Source organism: Actinosynnema sp. NPDC020468 (genome assembly GCF_040642015.1).
Lineage (GTDB): Bacteria > Actinomycetota > Actinomycetes > Mycobacteriales > Pseudonocardiaceae > Actinosynnema.
In genome coordinates this window covers 37,654-54,342 of sequence record NZ_JBFAEO010000019.1, presented here as the reverse complement: position 1 = coordinate 54,342, position 16,689 = coordinate 37,654, and the positions used below count along the sequence as shown (strand labels likewise).

Below are 16,689 nucleotides of genomic sequence, written 5' to 3'. Positions count from 1 at the left end.
TTCCCGGAAATCCCAATCACGTCAGTCACATCGAGTCAGGAGAGATGCCCCGTGGTGGAGAACGACGTCGCGTCGGATGTGGTCGTGCTGACCGGAGCCGGCGGTGGGATCGGCCGGGCCGTCGCCGTGCGCCTGGGCGGGCGCGGCGTGCGCCTCGCGTTGACCGACGTGGACGAGCCGGCGCTGCGGGAGACCGCGGACCTGGTCGCCGAAACCGGTCGTGCGCCGATCGCGGTGGCCGGCGACGGCCTGGACGCCGGTGTCGTGGCGGCGGTGGTCACCGAGGCGACCGAGGCCTGGGGCCGGATCGACGGACTGGTCAACGCGACCGGCATCAGCCTGCCCAAGGCGTTGCGGGACACCACGTCCGAGGACTTCGACCGCGTCATGTCGGTCAACGTGAAGACCCACCTGCTGATGATGCAGGAGGTCCTGCCGGTCATGGCCCGCGCCCGGTACGGCTCGATCGTCAACATCTCGTCGGTGGGCGGCCGGATCGCGCTGCCGAACCTGAGCGTGTACTGCGCGTCCAAGGCCGCGGTGATCGGGTTGAGCCGCGGCGTCGCGGCCGAGTACGCCGCCGACAACGTGCGGTGCAACGCGATCTGCCCCGGTGGCGTGGACACACCGTTGGGGCGGGCCGCCCTGGACCCGTTCGAGGACAAGCAGAAGGGGCTGGAGATCCTCACCGGCCGCCAGCTGTTCAAGCGCTGGGCCGATCCGGACGAGATCGCCGGCCTGGTCGAATACCTCGTCGGTCGCGGCTCGACGTTCGTCACCGGCGCGGTGTTCGACATCGACGGCGGCCACACCACCACCTGATTTCCCCGCCACCTAGGAGAAGCACGTGCAGATCACCCACCTCGGGCACGCGTGCGTGCTCGTGGACACCGGTTCCGCCAGGCTGCTCGTCGATCCCGGCGTGCTGTCCGATGTGGACGGTGTCGGCGACCTCGACGCGGTGTTGCTCACCCACCGGCACCCCGATCACGTCGACCCGGCGAAGGTCCGGGGCCTGCTGGCCCGCAGTCGCCGGGCGGTGCTGGTGGGGCCCGGCGACCTCGGCGCGTCGGACCTGCCGGAGCACCGGGTTGTCGAACCGGGCGGGACGTTGACGTTCGGCGGCACCGCGGTCGAGGTCGTCGGCGGCCGGCACGCGACCGTGCACGAGACCATTCCCGGTTGCGTGAACCTGGGCTACCTGGTCGACGGCGGCGCGTTCTTCCACCCCGGCGACTCCTTCCACGAACCCGGTTCGGACGTCGGGGTCCTCGCCGTCGCGATCGACGGTCCGTGGCTCAAGATCGCCGAGTCCATCGACTACGTGCGACGGGTTTCGCCCCGGGTCGCGATCCCCGTCCACGAGGGGGAAACCCTCGATCCCGCGAAGTACGTGTCCATGATGGACAACGCGGTCGGCGGCGATGTCGTGCGGCGTCTGGAACGCGGGTCGGCGACCTCGCTGTAGTCGTCACGACGTCCGCGGCCCGCGGACGTCGACATCGGTCCTCAACGGAGAGGTAGGGCGACGATGCCCCTGTTCCCGGTTCCCGCGCCGCGTCGGCGGCGGTCGAGACGTTCGTCCGGTGCGGTGGTGTGATGGCGACGACCGGATCCGACGCGCGCCGCTACGAGCGGCGGCTGCTCGTCGTGCTGTTCCTGGGCGTGGGTTTCGTGCTGTTCGACCGGCAGGCGCTCGCGTTCCTGGCGCCGTACATCGAGTTCGGGCTGTCGTCCACGCAGCTCGGTGTGGCCGCGGGGGCGCTGTCCTGCACCTGGGCCGTGTCCGGCATCGTGATGGGAGCGCTCTCCGACCGGCTCGGCAGGCGCAAGTCGTTGCTGATCACGGCGGTGGTGCTGTTCTCGCTGATCTCCGCGGTGTCCGGGCTGGTCACGGGTTTCCTCGGGCTGTTCGTCGCGCGGGCGCTCATGGGCGCGGCCGAGGGCGGCGTGATCCCGTTGGCGCAGTCGCTGATGGCCCAGGCCTCGCGGCCGAAGCGCCGCGGGTTGAACATGGGGTTGATCCAGGGTGCGTCGGCGGGCCTGCTCGGTGGTGTCGTGGCGCCCTTCGCCTTCATCCGGCTCGCCGAGTCCGTCGGCTGGCGCTGGTCGTTCCTCGTGACGCTGCTGCCGGGTCTGCTGATCGCGGGCGCGATGGCGGTGATCGTCCGCGAACGCCCGTCGGCTCCGGTCGTCGGCACGACGCTGAAGCCGAGGGCCCCGCTGCGCGAGGTCTTGTCGCAGCGCAACGTGGTGCTCTGCGTGCTGATCGCGATCTGCTTCCTCACGTGGTTCGCCACCGTCGTCACGTTCACCCCGCGATACCTGTTGAGCGTCAAGGGTTTCACGCCGGGGACGATGGGGACGGTGATGACGTGCCTCGGCGTCGCCTGGATGGTGTGGGGTGTCGCGACACCCGCGATCTCGGACCGGATCGGCCGCAAGCCGGCGCTGGTGGGGTTCAGCGTTCTGGCCGTGTGCTGCCCGTTGGCGGTGATGTTCGTGGACGACGCGTGGCTCCTCGGGGCGGCGATGATGGTGACCTACACGGGAGTCGGGTGCTTCACGCTGTTCATGGCGGTCATCCCGGCGGAGACCGTGTCGCCGGGTGCGCTGGCGACGGCGGTGGGCGTGACGATGGGTGTGGGCGAACTGCTCGGCGGCGCGCTGGGCCCGGTGCTCGCGGGGTGGGCGTCGGACCGGTGGGGCCTGGACGCGGCGATGGTGATCGCGGCGGTGAGCGCGGCACTCGTGGTCCTGCTGGGCCTCGGCCTGCGCGAGACGGCACCCCGTGCCCTGGCCCGGTCGAAGGACCCCCTGCCGCCGCTGGTCGAGGACGTGCCCTGAGGGTTCCGGCGACGGCTCACCCGCCGCGATGAACCTCGCGCCGAGGAGCCCGACGTCCGGTTGGGCCTCCTCGATGCGTCTCTCGCCCTGGGCCACCGTCGACGCGATAGGCACGGCGCGACGGGTGTTGCGCGACATCGCCGAGGAGGCCGTGCCGTTGTCGAAGGAGTCCATTTCGATCATGGTCACCGCGGTGCCGCCGATGCTGCGGGTTCCTCGTGGAGGGGATGCGAGTTGGCCGCAACCGACTTGTCGAGGCGTCAAATGCGCTCAACTGCCTCAAAACAGCGTGTCGGATCGACATTCTCGCAGGTCGGAGCCTGATCGGGGCGAACCTGGGTGTCAAGGGGTCGCAGGGTCGAATCCTGTTGTCCCGCTGGTCCGAGGAAAACCGCTCGTGTCGATCTTGAGGGTGGTTGCGAAACGATCACCGCCCGAACCGGCGGGCTGTCCGAGGCCCGTCGGTGGGGTGGTTCGACGGCTCAGGTGAACGGGCCTTCGGTGATGAGGCGGTGCAGGCCGCGGGCGAATGTTTCGGCTTCGCCTGGTGGCCAGGTTGTCAGGCTTGCGGTGATGTGGGCGGCCAGGCGGCGGCGTAGTTCGTCCACTGCGCGTTCGCCGTGTTCGGTGAGGATGAGCAGGGTTGCTCGTCGGTCGAACGGGTCGGGTTCGCGGCGGACCAGTCCGGCCTGTTCGAGTCTGGAGGCGCGGCGGGTGACGCCGGAGCGGTCCAGGCCTACCTCCGCGGCCAGGTCGGCTGCGCTTCGGGGGCCGATTCTGGCCACCGCGCTCAGGACCGGGTAGGTCAGTTCGTCCAGTGCTTCGCCCATGTCGGCGGTCAGCGTCCGGTACAGCTGGACGCGTGTGGCGCGTCTGAGCAGCACGCCCAGCGCGTCGGCGATCTCGCCTCCCACCTCGTTCTGCATCTCCGCATACTACCGTGCGCCGCGCACGCATCATGTGCTAGCTTCGCGGTAGTGCGTGCGTGGCGCACGCACTTCGACGGTAGCTGTGAAAGGATCTCCATGGACCGGACCGGTATCCGTGCCGCCCTCACCGACCTGTTGTTCACCCCCGACCTCGACCTGCACGAGGCCGCCGATCGGCATTTCAGCCCCGACTACCGCCAACGCACCGACGGTGAGTGGGCCGACCGCGAGGGGTTCATCGCGCACATCGCCCACCTGCGCACGATCGTGACCGCCGGGTCCGTCGAGGTCCACGACGAGCTGTACGACGGTGCCCACTACGCCGATCGCCACACCGTCGAGGTCACCAAGGCGGACGGGTCGACCGTGCGCACGGAGGTCTACGTCTTCGGCGAGTTCGCGCCCGACGGGCGCTTCAGCCGCATCGAGGAGACCACGCTCCTGCTCCACGGCTCCGACGCGGACCGGAACATCGGTCGTGCCCGCTGAGGTTTCGGCGCACGCCCGACGGTCCACCCGCAACCGGTCCGACAACGCCTTGACCAGTGGGGAGCCTTGCCATGTCCGCCGAGCCGTTCGAGGTCAGCGTCACCGAAGGCGAGATCGCGGACCTGCGTGAACGGTTGCGCCGGACGCGGTGGCCCGAGCGCGAGCCGGTGGACGACTGGTCACAGGGTGTGCCGCTGGCGTACGCGAAGGAGCTGTGCCGCAGCTGGGCCGAGGACTACGACTTCGGGTTCGCCGAGCGGCTGAACGCGTTCCCGCAGTACCGCGACACGATCGACGGGCTGGGCATCCACTTCCTGCACGTCCGCTCGCCGGAGCCGGACGCGTTCCCGCTGGTGCTCACGCACGGGTGGCCGGGTTCGGTGCTCGAGTTCCTGGAGGTCCTCGGCCCGCTGACCGACCCCCGCGCGCACGGCGGTGACCCGGCGGACGCGTTCCACGTGGTCGCGCCGTCGTTGCCCGGGTACGGCTGGAGCGACAAGCCGGCGACGACCGGGTGGGGGCTCGCCCGCACCGCGCGCGCCTGGGACGCGTTGATGGTCTCGCTGGGTTACGGACGGTACGGCGCGCAGGGCGGTGACTGGGGTTCGGCGGTGTCCGCGGTGCTGGGCGAGGTGGCGCCCGAGCGGGTTGCCGGCGTGCACCTGAACCTGGGATCCGTGGCGGCGGGCACGTTCGACGACCCGACGCCCGCGGAGCTGGCGAACCTCGAGGCCGAGAAGGAGATGCAGCGCACCGGCCGCGGGTACTCGGCGATCCAGGCGACCCGCCCGCAGACGCTCGGCTACGGCCTCACCGACTCCCCGGCGGGGCAGGCCGCCTGGATCGCCGAGAAGTTCCGGGCGTGGACGGACAACGACGGGCATCCCGAGGACGCGTTGTCGCGGCAGGCGATCCTGGACGAGATCTCCGTCTACTGGTTCACCGCGTCGGCCACGTCGTCGGCGCGGCTGTACTGGGAGAGCTTCGACCACTTCCGGGACGTGGTGACCGCGCCGTCCGGGCTGTCGGTCTACCCGCGCGACATCACCCGCCCGTCGAGGCGGGAGGCCGAGTTGCGGTTCACCGACCTGCGCTGGTTCGAGGAGCTACCGCGTGGTGGCCACTTCGCCGCGCTCGAGCAGCCGGAGTCACTGGTCGAGCAGGTGCGTGGATTCTTCCGCCTGTTCCGCTGACCGTCCGTGCGGCCGACCCGGCGGGCGATCACCCCGCGTGCCGGACGGGGGCGCCGCGTCAGCCGTCCAGTCGCCGGCCCGACGTCCACCGGCCCTGCCATCGTGGTCGCGGAGCGGTCCGCCCACCGCGGGACGTCAGTGCGGAAGGAACCACCGACCCATGAGACCCGGGATCACCCGACTTCCGGCCGCGCTCGCGGTCACGGCGGCGCTGCTGTCGCCCTCGGCCGCCGTCGCCGACCGCGGGGCCGACCGCTGGCCGGACCGCGGTGCCGACATCGCCGCGCCCGCCCTGGTGGCCGGGCAGACGGTGGTGAACGGCCCGGACGGGCTGGAGGTCTACCTCCGCGCCGTCGACGGCGCGGTGTGGCGGATCCGGAAGCTGTCGTCCACCCCCACCGGGTGGAGCACCTGGCAGAGCCTCGGCGGTGACGTCGTGGGCGTGCCGGCGGTGGGGTACAACGCCTACGGCCGGCTCGAGGTCTTCGCCCTGGGTGCGAACGGCGCGCTGGTGCACGCCGCGCAGCGGTCGGCGGACCCGGCCGACTGGGGGCCGTGGGAAAGCCTGGGCGGCACCCTGGACTCGGCCCCGTCGGTGGTGATGGGCGAGTACGGCGGCCTGGAGGTGTACGCCAGGGGAACGGACGGCACGTTGCGGCGCATCTGGCAGCGGCAGGTCTACCCCACCGTCTGGAGCAGCTGGGAGAACCTGGGCGGCTCGCTCACCTCCGCGCCCGCGGCCACCCTGAACAACTACGGCCAGACCGAGGTCTTCGCCCGCGGCGGCGGGAACTCGTTGTGGCACATCAGGCAGCAGGCCACGCCCGGCGGGTGGAGCGGCTGGATCGACCACGGCGGAACCCTCGCCTCGCTCCCGACGGTCGTGCGCAAGATCCGCGTCACCGGCCTGGAGGTGTTCGCCCAGGGGCAGGACGGCGCGCTGTGGCACATGAAGCAGTCGGGAGGGGTTGCCGACTGGAGCGCGTGGAGCAGCCTCGGCGGTCGGGTCACCAGCCCGATCGGGGTGGGCGAGAACGTCGACGGCCGACTGGAGGCGTTCGTGCGCGGCGACGACAGCGCGTTGTGGCACATCTGGGAACAGCCACCGGAGTGGAGCATCTGGCTGAGCATCCGCGGCAACTGGGCGACGGCGCCCGCGACCGACCTCGACCCGGACGGCACCTTGGAGGTGTTCGTCCAGGACGCCCACCGCGCGCTGTGGCACACCCGGCAGCAACCGCCCGGCGGCTGGAGCACCTGGCACAGCCTGGGTTCGCCGCCCTTCACCTCCCCGACCGCACCGGCGGCGCCGCGCGTCGACGAGAGCACCGGCGTCCTGCGGTGACCCGCCGTCCCGGAGTGGGTCGTCCAGTCCTTTGTGGTCGATCGTCGTCAGAAGTCGTTGCGGCCTCGGCAAGGCGGGCGTGCGGCTGGTGATCCCCGGTCAGCGGCGGCGAGGGGCGAGGATGACGAGGAACTGGCCGCCGCCCGCTTCGACGCCGGCGGTCACCGGCACGTCCGGTACCAGGCGGGAGAAGCGGTCGACCAGCCAGTCCGCCGCCTCCTGGGCGTCCTGCGCGGTCGGGCAGCGGGCCACCATCTCGCGGCCGCCCTTGCGTTCCAGCCTCGCGGCGACGGTGATCAGCGGCGCGGGTTCGACCACGTGCAGTCGTTCCGGCCAGGCGATGACCGCCTTGACCGCGCCCTTGCGGGTGTTGCAGCCGCGGTGCGCGAGCCGTTCGGCGACCTTGGCCTTCCGGTCGGCGGTTCGGCTGTCGACGCTCGGTCCGCGGGGGTCGTTCACCGACATGTCGGGGTCGACCGGCTCGTCGCACACCCAGCACCGCCAGCCGTCGCGGTCGGCCACGTCATCGAGGAGGCTCACCCGGGCAACCTAGCCTCCCGGTCGCCGCACCCCGCACCCGGGACGAACGCGCTCGGCCTGGTGGTCGTGGGCTGGGTGGTCGTCCCGGAGTTTTCTCCCGATCGGTGGTGCTGTGGGTTCCGATCCCGCTGCCATGCTGAACGGAGTCCCGCGCCGCGCGCGTGCGGGATCCGTTCCGGAGCAAGGAGGTCCACCGTGATCCGTCGCCTGCTGGTCGCCGTCGTCGCGGCACTCGGCGTCGCCGTCCTCGTGCCGGCCTCGGCGCAGGCCATCCCGGTGTGCAGGAGCGGCTACGCCTGCCTTTACCAGTGGTACGCCGACCTGGCGCACACCCGGTTCAACGGATACCGGTCCGTCGACTGCGACGGCACCGTGGACAGCTCCGGCGTGCAACGCGGCTACATGGAGTTCAGCCAGTCGCGCTGCAACACCCCCTGATCAACTCGACCTCGAGGGGGCGTCGCTCGGCGGTTCCGGTGTTTGTCCCGGCCGCTGGAGGAGTTCTTTCACCTGGCCGGCCAACTCGGCTATCCGCTCGGCGGAGACGGTGGGAATCCGGTAGTCCTGGCTTCTGATGTGTGCCAGGAAGGCCGGGTCCAGGCGAAGGTTGTACTTGCCGAAGTAGTAGGACAGGCTGTCCCGCCAGACCCACACCCCGTCTTACGCCTGGTCTGCTGGCCGGCGCTTGATCGGCTGGTACGTCATCGGCCCAACGCGGGGGCAGCTCAAGCAACCGGATGCGCCGACCGCCGCCCCAAGCACGGTTCCTGTTCCCCACGACACCGCGACCACCTGGTTCGCGCGCCGAGTCGTGCGTGGCGGCGGGTGGGTCAGAGGTTGGCGTGGGCGGTGGTGATGGATTGTTCGGCGTGGGGGTCGCGGAACTCGAAGTGGGAGTTGTCCGGGAAGGTGATGCGCACGAACCACTCCGGCTGGTCGGCGCGGCCCAGGGGGGTGGCGGTGTAGGTCGCGTGGTGGGCGGGCGCCTCCCACCACGTGGTCAGGGGTGGGGTGTCCGGCTGTCGTGGGCCGCGGGAGAGGACTCGGCCCACCAGGCCCGCCGACGACGGCTCGGGTGGGTGGGTCAGGTCGGCCTCCACGACGAGGGCCAGGCGGTGGGTGCTGAGCAGGAGCCAGCACTCGTCGTGTCCCGCGCCGAACAGGTCGGCCCAGCGGGCGGCGGTGTGGCCCGGGTGCGTGCCGTGTGCCCAGCCCCAGATCGCCGGGTCGTGTGCCCATTCGTCGCGGTGGAAGCGGTTCTCGCCGACCGCTCGGGTCGGGAGGGGCCAGGCCGGTTCCGGGGCGTGCAGTTCGGGGGTGTGGTCGAGGGCGGTGTGCGGCGCGGTGCGGGTGGTGCCGATCGTGCTGCCCAGGTGGCCGGTGCGGTTGACCGCCCACACCACCTGTTCGCCGGGGGCGCACCAGGTCCGCTGGGCGAGTTCGGCGATCTTCGTGCGGCTCTTGGGCATCGGTCGCTATCCCGTCACGAGCGTCAGCAGGCGGTGTGCGTGCTCCGGTCCGCGCACCGCGACCACGTCCAGGCCGGAGCCGTCGACCAGGGACAGCCGCAGCACGTGCGCCTGCCGCGGTTGCACGCCGCGGGGCAGTTTGCGCTCGGCGAGCGCGACACCGGCGATGTGCTCGCGAGGCACCTCCGCCACGGTGACGACCTCTTCCGTCTCGACGGGCCGGTGCGGCGGGTAGGACGTGGCCGTGAAGATGTCCCGCGCGCCCTTGGCGAAGCCGGTCACCCGGTCCAGCAGGCTCTTCTCCGGCTCGGGATCCGGGGGCGGCTGCACCACCGTGACGCAGCCGAGCCGGTGCGACGTGAGCACCAGCCACGACTGGCCGGTGCCGACGCGGCAGGTGCGGGTGGCGAGGGTGTCGGGCCGCGGACCCCACACCACCGCGGTCGGTGCGTCCGGTCCGCCGTCCTCCGGGCCGGAGCCTCCGGTGGCGGCGTTGGCCACGGAGAACACCGCGTTGCCCAAGCCTCCCGCGACCTTGCCGAGTGCGCCGCGCTCGGGCCGGCCCCACCAGTCCAGGCCCGTCACGTCGAAGCGGATCGCGCTCGGGGACACGCCGACGCACAGCAGCACGGGCTCGTCGGGGCGCGCCCAGGACTCGCGGATGGCCAGTACGCCGCCGAGTTTCACCAGGAGAACCCGCGTTCCTGCGTCTCGCGACGTTCCTCTTCGGACGGTGCGTCCTGTGCGGCCTCGTAGGCCGCGTCGGCGCCGAACTTGATCCCGCCGTCGATCGCGGTGTCGACGCCGGCGCTGAACACCGCGCCGCCGACCCTGGTCTGCCCGCCCAGCACGCCGCTGAGCACCGTCTGCGAGATGTTGCCCGCCAGGGCGCCTTCCCCCGTGACGCCCTGCATGAAGCGGTTCGCGGTGGTGGAGGCCAGCGTGCTGCCGTCCGCGCGGGTGACGATGTTGACCAGCGGGTTGGAACCGAGGTGCCGACCGGCGAACTGCTGGGCCATGTTGCCGCCGCGCAGGCCGTTCATGCGCTGGATGACCTGGCGCAGCGGTCCGCGCAGCCGCACCAGCAGCTGCTCGATCTCCCGCACCAGTTTCGCCAGCTGCACCTGGAGTTTCGACACCCGCATGGTGATCCGCACGCCCGTGCTGCCGACCTGGACGGTGGTCGTCGCGCCCGCCGCGGCCACCGAGCCGCCCGCGGTGATCCAGGACGCGGCCAGCGCGGCGAGCCACTGCACGATCAGGCCGATGATCAGCTCGGTGAGGACCTCGACGACGAACTCGACGAACATGTCGAACAGCTCGGCGATGGTGTCCAGGGTCTTCTTGAGCCCGCGCACGTCCTCGGCGAGGGCGGCGACGCCGGCACCGAACTCGGTGACCTGGTTGCGGAACGCGTCACCGGCGGCGCCGGACCACAGGCCCTTCGTCGCCTCGGCGCGCTTCCGCTCGGACTCGGCCACCTCGTCCAGCCAGGTGGCGACCTGTTCCCAACCGTTGCCGGTGGCGCGCATCTGCTCGGGGTCGCCGATCGCCCACTCGGCGATCTCGATCAGCGGGCTGAGCACGATGGACACCAGGAACCCGAGTCCGTTGTCCACCAGCGCCTGGCCGGGACTGGCCAGGGTGTGCAACAGCTCCAGGCGGCCGGAGATCGTGGCCGCGGTCATCTCCGGCGGGCTGGTGGCGTCGGCCAGGTCCTGGAGGGCGCCGATACCCGAGCTGCCGCGCCCGGCCGCCTGCTCGAACCAGTTCTTCCGCTCCCCGCCGTTGAGGTCGGCGAAGGAGCCCGGTCCGTCGTTCACCGGCCACCACCGAGGCCCTTGCCGATCTGCGCCAGGCCCTGCACCACGCCGTCGTCCACACCGCGGTAGACCTCGAAGCTCTGCCGCAGCTGATCACCGGTCTGCTTGAGGAACTCCTGCGCGTCGGTGGCCAACTGCCGGCACTCGTCCAGGCTGGAGAAGTAGCCGCTGGACAGCCCCACCGCGTCGCCGATCGGGCCGAAGCACTGGTCGTCGACCCGCGCCTGCTCCAACAGCCCGGCCAGCAGGCCGAACTTGTCCGCCAGGCTTTCGCTTCCGGCGGCGAAGGCGGTCAACGCCTCCGGCACCACCTGGAACGTCACCGAAGATTCCCCCTCAACGCAGATACGTGCTCGGTGGTTCGTCGTCGTCCTGGACCGGCGGACGCGGCGGCCTGGTCCGGGGCGCCGGGCTCGGCGGCGGTGACGGCGGAGGTGGCGGCTGGACGGGAGCGGGCGGCGGCACCGGAACGGGCGGCGGGGGAGCGGACGGCATGATCGGCTGCACCCCCGACGAGGCCAGGCCGTCCTTGAACTGCTGGAGCCGGTCGCCCAGGATCGGCGCGACCGCGGCCTCCATCCGCTGTGCGGCGTTCTGCGTGGCGGCGCGGACGGCGTCCAGGATGTCCTGCTGCAACGCCACGTGCGTCCGCCCCATCGCGGCGGGCGACAATTGCAGGCCCAGCACGGCACCCGACGGCGCGGCGGTCACCGTGACCGCTCCGTCGCGACTGCGCCCCACACCCCGGACGTCCTTCATCGCGTCCTGGAGTTGCCCGGCCTTGGCGGCTTGCTCCTCGAACTCGCGCATCATCGCCTGAACGCGCTGCTGTGGGTCCGTCACCACACCCTCGATCTACCTCGACTGCCCTTCGCGACCACGAGGCTACGACAACCGTCGCACGGCTGTCCGGGCAACGCCGGAACAGCACGCGAGGTGTCGTGGTCGGGGAGTTCGTCGGCGAGGACTCGGGTGAGCGCGGTGGTGGCGGTCTTCGCACGGCCGGGGCGGAGTCGGCACCGCGGTGCCGACCCGCCTGGGCTTTCCGGAGATCCGCGGTCCTAGAGGAATTCGTCCAGGCGGTCCGCCAGTTCGGTCATCCGGTCGATGGGGACGGGCGGCACCTGGTAGTCCTGACTCCTGATGTGCGCCAGGAATTCCGGCTCCAGGCGGACGTGGTACTTCCTGAAGTAGTAGGCCAGGCCGTCCCGCCAGACCCACACGCCGTCCGTCGTCACCGACGATCCGATGATGGTCTTGGTCGGTTCGAAGAGGTCCGGGCGGACGCCCATGATCTCGTAGATCACGGAGCCGTTCGACAGGTAGTGGGTGATCCGGTCGGCGTCGGGTTCCCGTTCGTCGCCCGTGAAGTCCCGGATCGAACCGCTCGGTCGACCTGCCGCGGCGGGCCAGAGTTCTGCGTAGTGACCTGCGATCCTCATGATTTCTCCCTCGGTCGGAACGTCTCCCACCTACCACCGTCCATCAGTTTCGGTTCCTCCGGTGCATTTCCGAAGCGTCGCACGCCCACCTCGGAGGTGGGTGCCTTGACCTCCACGCCCAGGGCGTCGGACAGCGCCTGGCCCGCGGGAACCCCGTCCGAGCCCGGCTCGATCGTCCCGGAGAAGCAGGACAGCAGCCGCACGGGTCCGCCGTCCCAGTTCGGATTTCCCCGTACCGCGTCAGCCAGGTGGTTCGGGTGCACCTCGCTGGGCGAGATGTTGTGGCCGTACGCGTTCACCGAGCCAGGGGTGAAGTAGCCCTGCGGGTTCCCGTGGACCACGACGTCGTGGTACCCGTCCTCCGGTTTCGCCTTGGCCGCGTTGTTGAGCGTCCTCTCGTCGTAGCCGACGGTCGTGGAGTGCGCGTTGTGGTAGATCGGGCTGCCGTCCACGAGGGTGGCGTCCCCGGGCTCCTTGGGCGGCGCGGGGATGTCCGAATCGGAGTCGTTGACTTCTCGCCATTGCCGGCGGGTGCCCATGAGACTGTGGTCGTCGGGACTGGTGGAAGCAGTGGTGGCACCGTCGGTGGGCTCTGCGTCCTGGTCCGCGGGGGAGGTGTCCTCGGCGGGAGGGGGCTCGCCGGTCTGCTCCGCCTGCTCGACCGCGTCGGTCGTGCTCGGATCCGCGCCCGCGTCGACCTGCTCGGGCTGTTCCTCGTCAGGTCCGCTTTCCGCCGCGGAGGGGGGCTCGTCGCCCGGGGGCGGCTCGTCCGCGTGGTCCGAGGGCGGCGGCTCGTCCGCTGGACGGTCGTCGTCGTGGGGTTCTCGGTCGTCCGGGAACTCGGAGACGTCCTCCCCATCGGGTTCCGCTGCGACATCGGGCTCGGGCTCGGGCTCGCGCTCGGGTTCGGGTTCGGACCGGGACTCGGGTTCGGGTTCGGACTGGGACTCGGGCTCGGCCGAGGTCGGTTCGTCGGCAAGGGGGTGTTCCTCGTCGATCAACCGATCGCCGTCCGACGGCGACTCCGCGCGTCGGGTGTCGGCCCCCGATTCGTCGTTCGGTGCCGCCTCGACGCCGCCGTCGCGTTCGTCCGCGGTGGTCGCGGTCGGGAGCTCGGAGGTCTCGGAATCGGGTAACGGTTGTTCGTCGTCGATCGCCGTGTCCGGATCGGACGGTCGCGGCGTCTCCTCGGGAGGCGCGGGTGGGGGTTCGGGGGTTTCGATCGGCTTCGTCTCGACGCTCATGGCGGTGTCCGGGGTAGGTCCAGTACGGGAAGGGGTCAGGTCGTCCGCGGGTGGAGGGATTTCATCGCCGCCGAGAAGTACTTACCGAGGTCGAAATCCTGACTCTTGTTCGTATCCGCCTTTCGGGTGACATGGGTCGGGGTCGGCTCGTGAAGGTTTTTACCACACGTCTTCATGGGTGTTGTCGGCTGTCTTGCCCGGGAATTTGCGGTCCGCATTTTTGCGGCCATACCTCCGGGGTGTCGCGCACATCGATTCGCGGGTATTGCGGAGTGGTGGGCCGCCGGGTTCACCGGTGATCGGTTCGGGTGATCCGGTCCGGTCGGAGTTCCGGTATCGCGGCCAGTTCGGCCGGTGGTCGGCCCGGGTGCACGATGCCCAGGCGGTGGGTGGCTCTGGTCATGGCCACGTACAGGTCGTTGTGGCCCAGTGGTCTCGTGAGGATGTCGGCCGGGTCGGCGATCAGGACCGAGTCGAACTCCAGGCCTTTGGCTTGATCCGGGGTGAGCAGCACGACCTCGCCGGTCAGGTCGGGCGTGGTGGGGAGGGACAGCGCGGTGGCGAGGGCCTTCGTGTGGGTGCCCGGGGCGATGATCGCGAGTCGGCCGTGGGCGTGGGTCGTCGCGAGCGTGGTGACGCGCGTGATCAGGTCGGCGCGGGTGGTGCGGAGTCGCCAGGGTGGCCTGCCGGTCGAGCGGACCGAGCGGGGTGGGGGCGTCGCGGGGTGGTGGGTGGCGAGGAGGTCCGCGGTGGCGGCCATGATCTCCGCCGGTGTGCGGTAGTTGACCGTGAGCCCGGCGAGTTCCCAGCGGTCTTGCACGTGGGGGCGCAGCACGTGGTCCCACGACGAGGCGCCGGCCGGGTTTCCGGTTTGGGCCAGGTCGCCGACGACGGTCATCGACCTCGTGGGGCACCGGCGCATCAGCATCCGCCAGGCCATCTCGGACAGTTCCTGCGCCTCGTCCACGACCACGTGCCCGAACGTGGCGCGGTGGCCGCGGCCGATCAGGGCGGCGGCCTCGTCCAGCAGGGGGACGTCCGCGGTGCTCCAGCCGTCCTCCTGCCCGCCCGGGAGGTCCGCCACGAGATCGGCCACCACGCGTTCCGGGGTCAACGGGGGCCACAGCGCGTCGAGTGCGGCCCGGACGGCGGTGTCGGCGAGCAGGGAGTTCCGCAGGCCGGCGCGGTCGGTGTCGTCCAGCAGGGGCCTCGGCCCGTCGTCCCGGTCGATCACGACCCCCGCGGTGGCCAGTGCGCGCAGGTCGGCCTCGCCGAGCCGGCCGTCCGGGTCGCCGCCGTCGATCGCCTCGCCGGTGTCGGTGAGCACGACCGCCTCCAGGCCCTCGACCAGATGCCGCGCGAGCACCTCCACGACCTCCTGCCGGAAGACCAGCCCGGCCTGGTCGTGCGGGAGTCCGGTGCGCCTGGCCTTGCGCACGGCGCGGTCGTAGGCGCGCGGGTCGAGTCGCAGCGGCTGCTGTTCGAACTCGACGTCGAGCGGGTGGTCCGGTGTCCGCACCGCCGACCGCACCGCCTCCGCCAGCCGCTCCGCCATGACCGCCCGGCCCTTGAGCTCGGCGATCCCGGGCGGGTCGACCCGGCCGATCCCGACGTCCGGCCCCAGGTCGGCGATGGTCGTGGTCACCACGCTGTGCTCGCCGAGGCCCGGCAGGACCTGGCCGACGTAGTCGAGGAAGACCCGGCTGGGACCCACCACCAGGACACCGCGGGTGCGCAGGTGCGGACGGGTGTGGAGCAGGTAGGCGACCCGGTGCAGCGCGACGGCCGTCTTGCCCGTGCCCGGGCCGCCCTGCACCACCAGCACCCCGCGCGACTCGTGCCGGACGATCCGGTCCTGCTCGGCCTGGAGGGTGGTCACGACGTCGTGCATCCGCCCGGTCCGCGCCGCCGTCACCGCCGCCAACAACGCCGCCTCGCCGACCAGGCCGTCGTCGCCTCCGCCGTCCTGGTGCAGCACCTCGTCGTTCAACGCGACGACGGTCCGGCCCCGCGTGGTGATGCGCCGCCGTCGTCGCACGCCCTGTGGGGCGTTCGCGGTCGCGGTGTAGAACGCCCGGGCCACCGGAGCGCGCCAGTCCACCAGCACCGGCTCGCCGCCGTCGTCCGGGAACAGGCCGAGCCGGCCGATGTAGAGGCGCCGGCCGTCGTCGGTGTCCAACCGCCCGAAGCACAACCCCCGCTCCACCGCGGCCAGTCGTTCCCCCTCCGCCCGCCAGACGGCCACCGCCTCCCGATCACCGCCGGCCCGCGCCGCCACGCACCGCCCGGCCGCCTCCGCGCGCAGGGCGTCCAGACGGGCGTACAGGCCCGTCACGTACTCCTGCTCGATGTCGATCTCCCGATCGATGCCGCTGCCGGTCACGCGATCCCCCGAGGTCGACGGTCAGTGCCACCGAGCGTGCCCCGCGCCCTCCGGCGGGAACAGTCTTGTTCTTTTCCGCCGGCTCAGCCGCCCGCGACCGGACTGTGGTGTGAACGACCGACGCGGGTCGGTTCGCCGGTCGACTGGCTTGTCGGTCGCGGGATCGAGGTCGACCGTCTACAAAGGACCCCGTCCGTTCGGGGCGGTGCCCGGCACGGCGGGCAGCTGAGCGGACGGGAGAAGACGAATGACCGGAGACGGCGACACCGGGACGGCCGCCGAGTCGGACCGCCTGGACGCGGCGGTCAGGGCGGCGCCCGCGGGGGACACGACGGCGCAGATCGCGTTGTGGCGCCGGGTGACCGCGTTGGAGCACTGGTTCTTCATCGCGCGCGGCCCGGCCGACCGGCCCCGGCCCTACGCCGCGGCCGCCGCGCAGGGGCCGATGATCTGCCTTTACAGCAGAGTCTCGCGGGCGGCGAGGCCGGAGTCTTCGGCGTGACGCTGGACCACCCGAGGCTCGGTCACTGCATCCCGCCGGCGAACCTGGGTCTGCTCAAGGGCCTGCTCGACGGGGCCGGCCGGTGAGCGGTGCCGAGCCGGGCGACGGCTTCAGCGAGGTGATCGCCCGCGAGGTGGAGGCCGATCCCGGCAACCTGGCCCTGCGCGAGGACTTCGTCACGCTGCTGCTGGGGCAGGACCCGGACCGCGCCGCCACCGAGCTGACTGCGTTCGAGGCGCGCGGCGGTGATCCGGCGCGGGCGCGCCTGCTGCGCGCCCGGTTGGTGGCGGCGCGGTCCGGGGTGGACGAGCCGACACCGGTCGCGGCGCCCGCGGAGGAGGACCGCCACGACGGCGGCGCCGCGTCGCTGTGGGACGCCGAACGCCCGGCGGTGACGCCGGCCGACGTCGCGGGCCTCGCCGAGGTCGAGCGGCACCTGGACACCGTGTTCCTGGCTCCGCTGCGCAATCCCGGGTTGGCGGG

Annotated in this window: 19 protein-coding genes; 8 read left to right on the top strand and 11 right to left on the bottom strand. The window is 71.6% G+C overall.

Annotated elements, in window-relative coordinates:
• Positions 1–54 precede the first annotated feature (54 nt).
• The 3 genes from AB0G50_RS15950 to AB0G50_RS15940 all read left to right on the top strand — a co-directional run bounded on the left by AB0G50_RS15950 (position 55) and on the right by AB0G50_RS15940 (position 2,847).
• Positions 55–822 (top strand): SDR family oxidoreductase, encoded by a 768-nt coding sequence (locus AB0G50_RS15950; protein ID WP_360108134.1) that lies wholly within the window; start codon positions 55–57, stop codon positions 820–822.
• 25 nt (positions 823–847) lie between these two features.
• Entirely contained in the window at positions 848–1,468 is a 621-nt protein-coding gene (locus AB0G50_RS15945; protein ID WP_360108131.1) for an MBL fold metallo-hydrolase, read from the top strand.
• A 131-nt stretch (positions 1,469–1,599) separates the two neighbouring features.
• Positions 1,600–2,847: an MFS transporter gene (locus tag AB0G50_RS15940; RefSeq protein WP_360108128.1), complete on the top strand. Its 1,248-nt coding sequence runs from the start codon at positions 1,600–1,602 to the stop codon at positions 2,845–2,847.
• A 482-nt stretch (positions 2,848–3,329) separates the two neighbouring features.
• On the opposite strand, the gene AB0G50_RS15935 is transcribed toward AB0G50_RS15940, so the two are convergent.
• Positions 3,330–3,773, bottom strand: a complete 444-nt coding sequence (locus AB0G50_RS15935) for a MarR family transcriptional regulator (RefSeq protein WP_360108125.1) — start codon at positions 3,771–3,773, stop codon at positions 3,330–3,332.
• 99 nt (positions 3,774–3,872) lie between these two features.
• Here AB0G50_RS15935 and AB0G50_RS15930 point away from each other — a divergent pair, with 99 nt between their 5' ends.
• The 3 genes from AB0G50_RS15930 (at position 3,873) to AB0G50_RS15920 (ending at position 6,803) form a co-directional block, all read left to right on the top strand.
• On the top strand, positions 3,873–4,265 hold the full coding sequence (locus AB0G50_RS15930) for a nuclear transport factor 2 family protein (RefSeq protein ID WP_360108122.1): 393 nt from the start codon (positions 3,873–3,875) through the stop codon (positions 4,263–4,265).
• 71 nt (positions 4,266–4,336) lie between these two features.
• A complete protein-coding gene (locus tag AB0G50_RS15925; RefSeq protein WP_360108119.1) occupies positions 4,337–5,458 on the top strand; it encodes an epoxide hydrolase family protein in 1,122 nt (373 codons plus the stop codon).
• A gap of 160 nt (positions 5,459–5,618) precedes the next feature.
• Positions 5,619–6,803 (top strand): hypothetical protein, encoded by a 1,185-nt coding sequence (locus tag AB0G50_RS15920; protein WP_360108116.1) that lies wholly within the window; start codon positions 5,619–5,621, stop codon positions 6,801–6,803.
• A gap of 99 nt (positions 6,804–6,902) precedes the next feature.
• Here the strand turns inward: AB0G50_RS15920 and AB0G50_RS15915 are convergent, their stop codons facing one another.
• Entirely contained in the window at positions 6,903–7,343 is a 441-nt protein-coding gene (locus tag AB0G50_RS15915; protein ID WP_360108113.1) for a hypothetical protein, read from the bottom strand.
• A gap of 195 nt (positions 7,344–7,538) precedes the next feature.
• Here AB0G50_RS15915 and AB0G50_RS15910 point away from each other — a divergent pair, with 195 nt between their 5' ends.
• Positions 7,539–7,781, top strand: a complete 243-nt coding sequence (locus tag AB0G50_RS15910) for a hypothetical protein (RefSeq protein WP_360108110.1) — start codon at positions 7,539–7,541, stop codon at positions 7,779–7,781.
• Between the two features lie 392 nt (positions 7,782–8,173).
• Here AB0G50_RS15910 and AB0G50_RS15905 read toward each other — a convergent pair whose 3' ends face one another.
• The 8 genes from AB0G50_RS15905 to AB0G50_RS15870 form a co-directional block, all read right to left on the bottom strand.
• A complete protein-coding gene (locus tag AB0G50_RS15905; RefSeq protein WP_360108107.1) occupies positions 8,174–8,812 on the bottom strand; it encodes a hypothetical protein in 639 nt (212 codons plus the stop codon).
• Positions 8,813–8,818: 6 nt separating this feature from the next.
• Positions 8,819–9,499 (bottom strand): hypothetical protein, encoded by a 681-nt coding sequence (locus AB0G50_RS15900; RefSeq protein ID WP_360108104.1) that lies wholly within the window; start codon positions 9,497–9,499, stop codon positions 8,819–8,821.
• On the bottom strand, positions 9,496–10,635 hold the full coding sequence (locus tag AB0G50_RS15895; RefSeq protein WP_360108101.1) for a hypothetical protein: 1,140 nt from the start codon (positions 10,633–10,635) through the stop codon (positions 9,496–9,498). Before AB0G50_RS15895 ends, AB0G50_RS15900 begins: the two co-directional genes overlap by 4 nt.
• On the bottom strand, positions 10,632–10,958 hold the full coding sequence (locus tag AB0G50_RS15890) for a hypothetical protein (protein ID WP_360108098.1): 327 nt from the start codon (positions 10,956–10,958) through the stop codon (positions 10,632–10,634). The genes AB0G50_RS15895 and AB0G50_RS15890 overlap by 4 nt, the downstream gene beginning before the upstream one ends.
• A gap of 13 nt (positions 10,959–10,971) precedes the next feature.
• Positions 10,972–11,478 (bottom strand): YbaB/EbfC family nucleoid-associated protein, encoded by a 507-nt coding sequence (locus AB0G50_RS15885; protein ID WP_360108095.1) that lies wholly within the window; start codon positions 11,476–11,478, stop codon positions 10,972–10,974.
• A 218-nt stretch (positions 11,479–11,696) separates the two neighbouring features.
• Positions 11,697–12,077, bottom strand: a complete 381-nt coding sequence (locus AB0G50_RS15880; protein WP_360108092.1) for a hypothetical protein — start codon at positions 12,075–12,077, stop codon at positions 11,697–11,699.
• On the bottom strand, positions 12,074–13,321 hold the full coding sequence (locus AB0G50_RS15875) for a hypothetical protein (protein WP_360108089.1): 1,248 nt from the start codon (positions 13,319–13,321) through the stop codon (positions 12,074–12,076). Before AB0G50_RS15875 ends, AB0G50_RS15880 begins: the two co-directional genes overlap by 4 nt.
• Before the next feature lie 289 nt (positions 13,322–13,610).
• Complete coding sequence (locus AB0G50_RS15870) at positions 13,611–15,704, bottom strand: UvrD-helicase domain-containing protein (RefSeq protein WP_360108086.1); 2,094 nt, start codon at positions 15,702–15,704, stop codon at positions 13,611–13,613.
• A gap of 247 nt (positions 15,705–15,951) precedes the next feature.
• Between AB0G50_RS15870 and AB0G50_RS15865 the strand changes: the two genes are divergently transcribed.
• Positions 15,952–16,206: a hypothetical protein gene (locus AB0G50_RS15865; protein ID WP_360108083.1), complete on the top strand. Its 255-nt coding sequence runs from the start codon at positions 15,952–15,954 to the stop codon at positions 16,204–16,206.
• A gap of 22 nt (positions 16,207–16,228) precedes the next feature.
• On the opposite strand, the gene AB0G50_RS15860 is transcribed toward AB0G50_RS15865, so the two are convergent.
• Complete coding sequence (locus tag AB0G50_RS15860; RefSeq protein WP_360108080.1) at positions 16,229–16,642, bottom strand: hypothetical protein; 414 nt, start codon at positions 16,640–16,642, stop codon at positions 16,229–16,231.
• Positions 16,643–16,689: the final 47 nt, after the last annotated feature.

Excerpts from the sequence above, each read along its gene's own strand:
- AB0G50_RS15940 (WP_360108128.1), top strand. The coding sequence starts at position 1,600 with ATGGCGACGACCGGATCCGACGCGCGCCGCTACGAGCGGCGGCTGCTC.
- AB0G50_RS15935 (WP_360108125.1), bottom strand. The coding sequence starts at position 3,773 with ATGCAGAACGAGGTGGGAGGCGAGATCGCCGACGCGCTGGGCGTGCTG.
- AB0G50_RS15930 (WP_360108122.1), top strand. The coding sequence starts at position 3,873 with ATGGACCGGACCGGTATCCGTGCCGCCCTCACCGACCTGTTGTTCACC.
- AB0G50_RS15925 (WP_360108119.1), top strand. The coding sequence starts at position 4,337 with ATGTCCGCCGAGCCGTTCGAGGTCAGCGTCACCGAAGGCGAGATCGCG.
- AB0G50_RS15920 (WP_360108116.1), top strand. The coding sequence starts at position 5,619 with ATGAGACCCGGGATCACCCGACTTCCGGCCGCGCTCGCGGTCACGGCG.
- AB0G50_RS15905 (WP_360108107.1), bottom strand. The coding sequence starts at position 8,812 with ATGCCCAAGAGCCGCACGAAGATCGCCGAACTCGCCCAGCGGACCTGG.
- AB0G50_RS15880 (WP_360108092.1), bottom strand. The coding sequence starts at position 12,077 with ATGAGGATCGCAGGTCACTACGCAGAACTCTGGCCCGCCGCGGCAGGT.
- AB0G50_RS15875 (WP_360108089.1), bottom strand. The coding sequence starts at position 13,321 with ATGAGCGTCGAGACGAAGCCGATCGAAACCCCCGAACCCCCACCCGCG.
- AB0G50_RS15865 (WP_360108083.1), top strand. The coding sequence starts at position 15,952 with ATGACCGGAGACGGCGACACCGGGACGGCCGCCGAGTCGGACCGCCTG.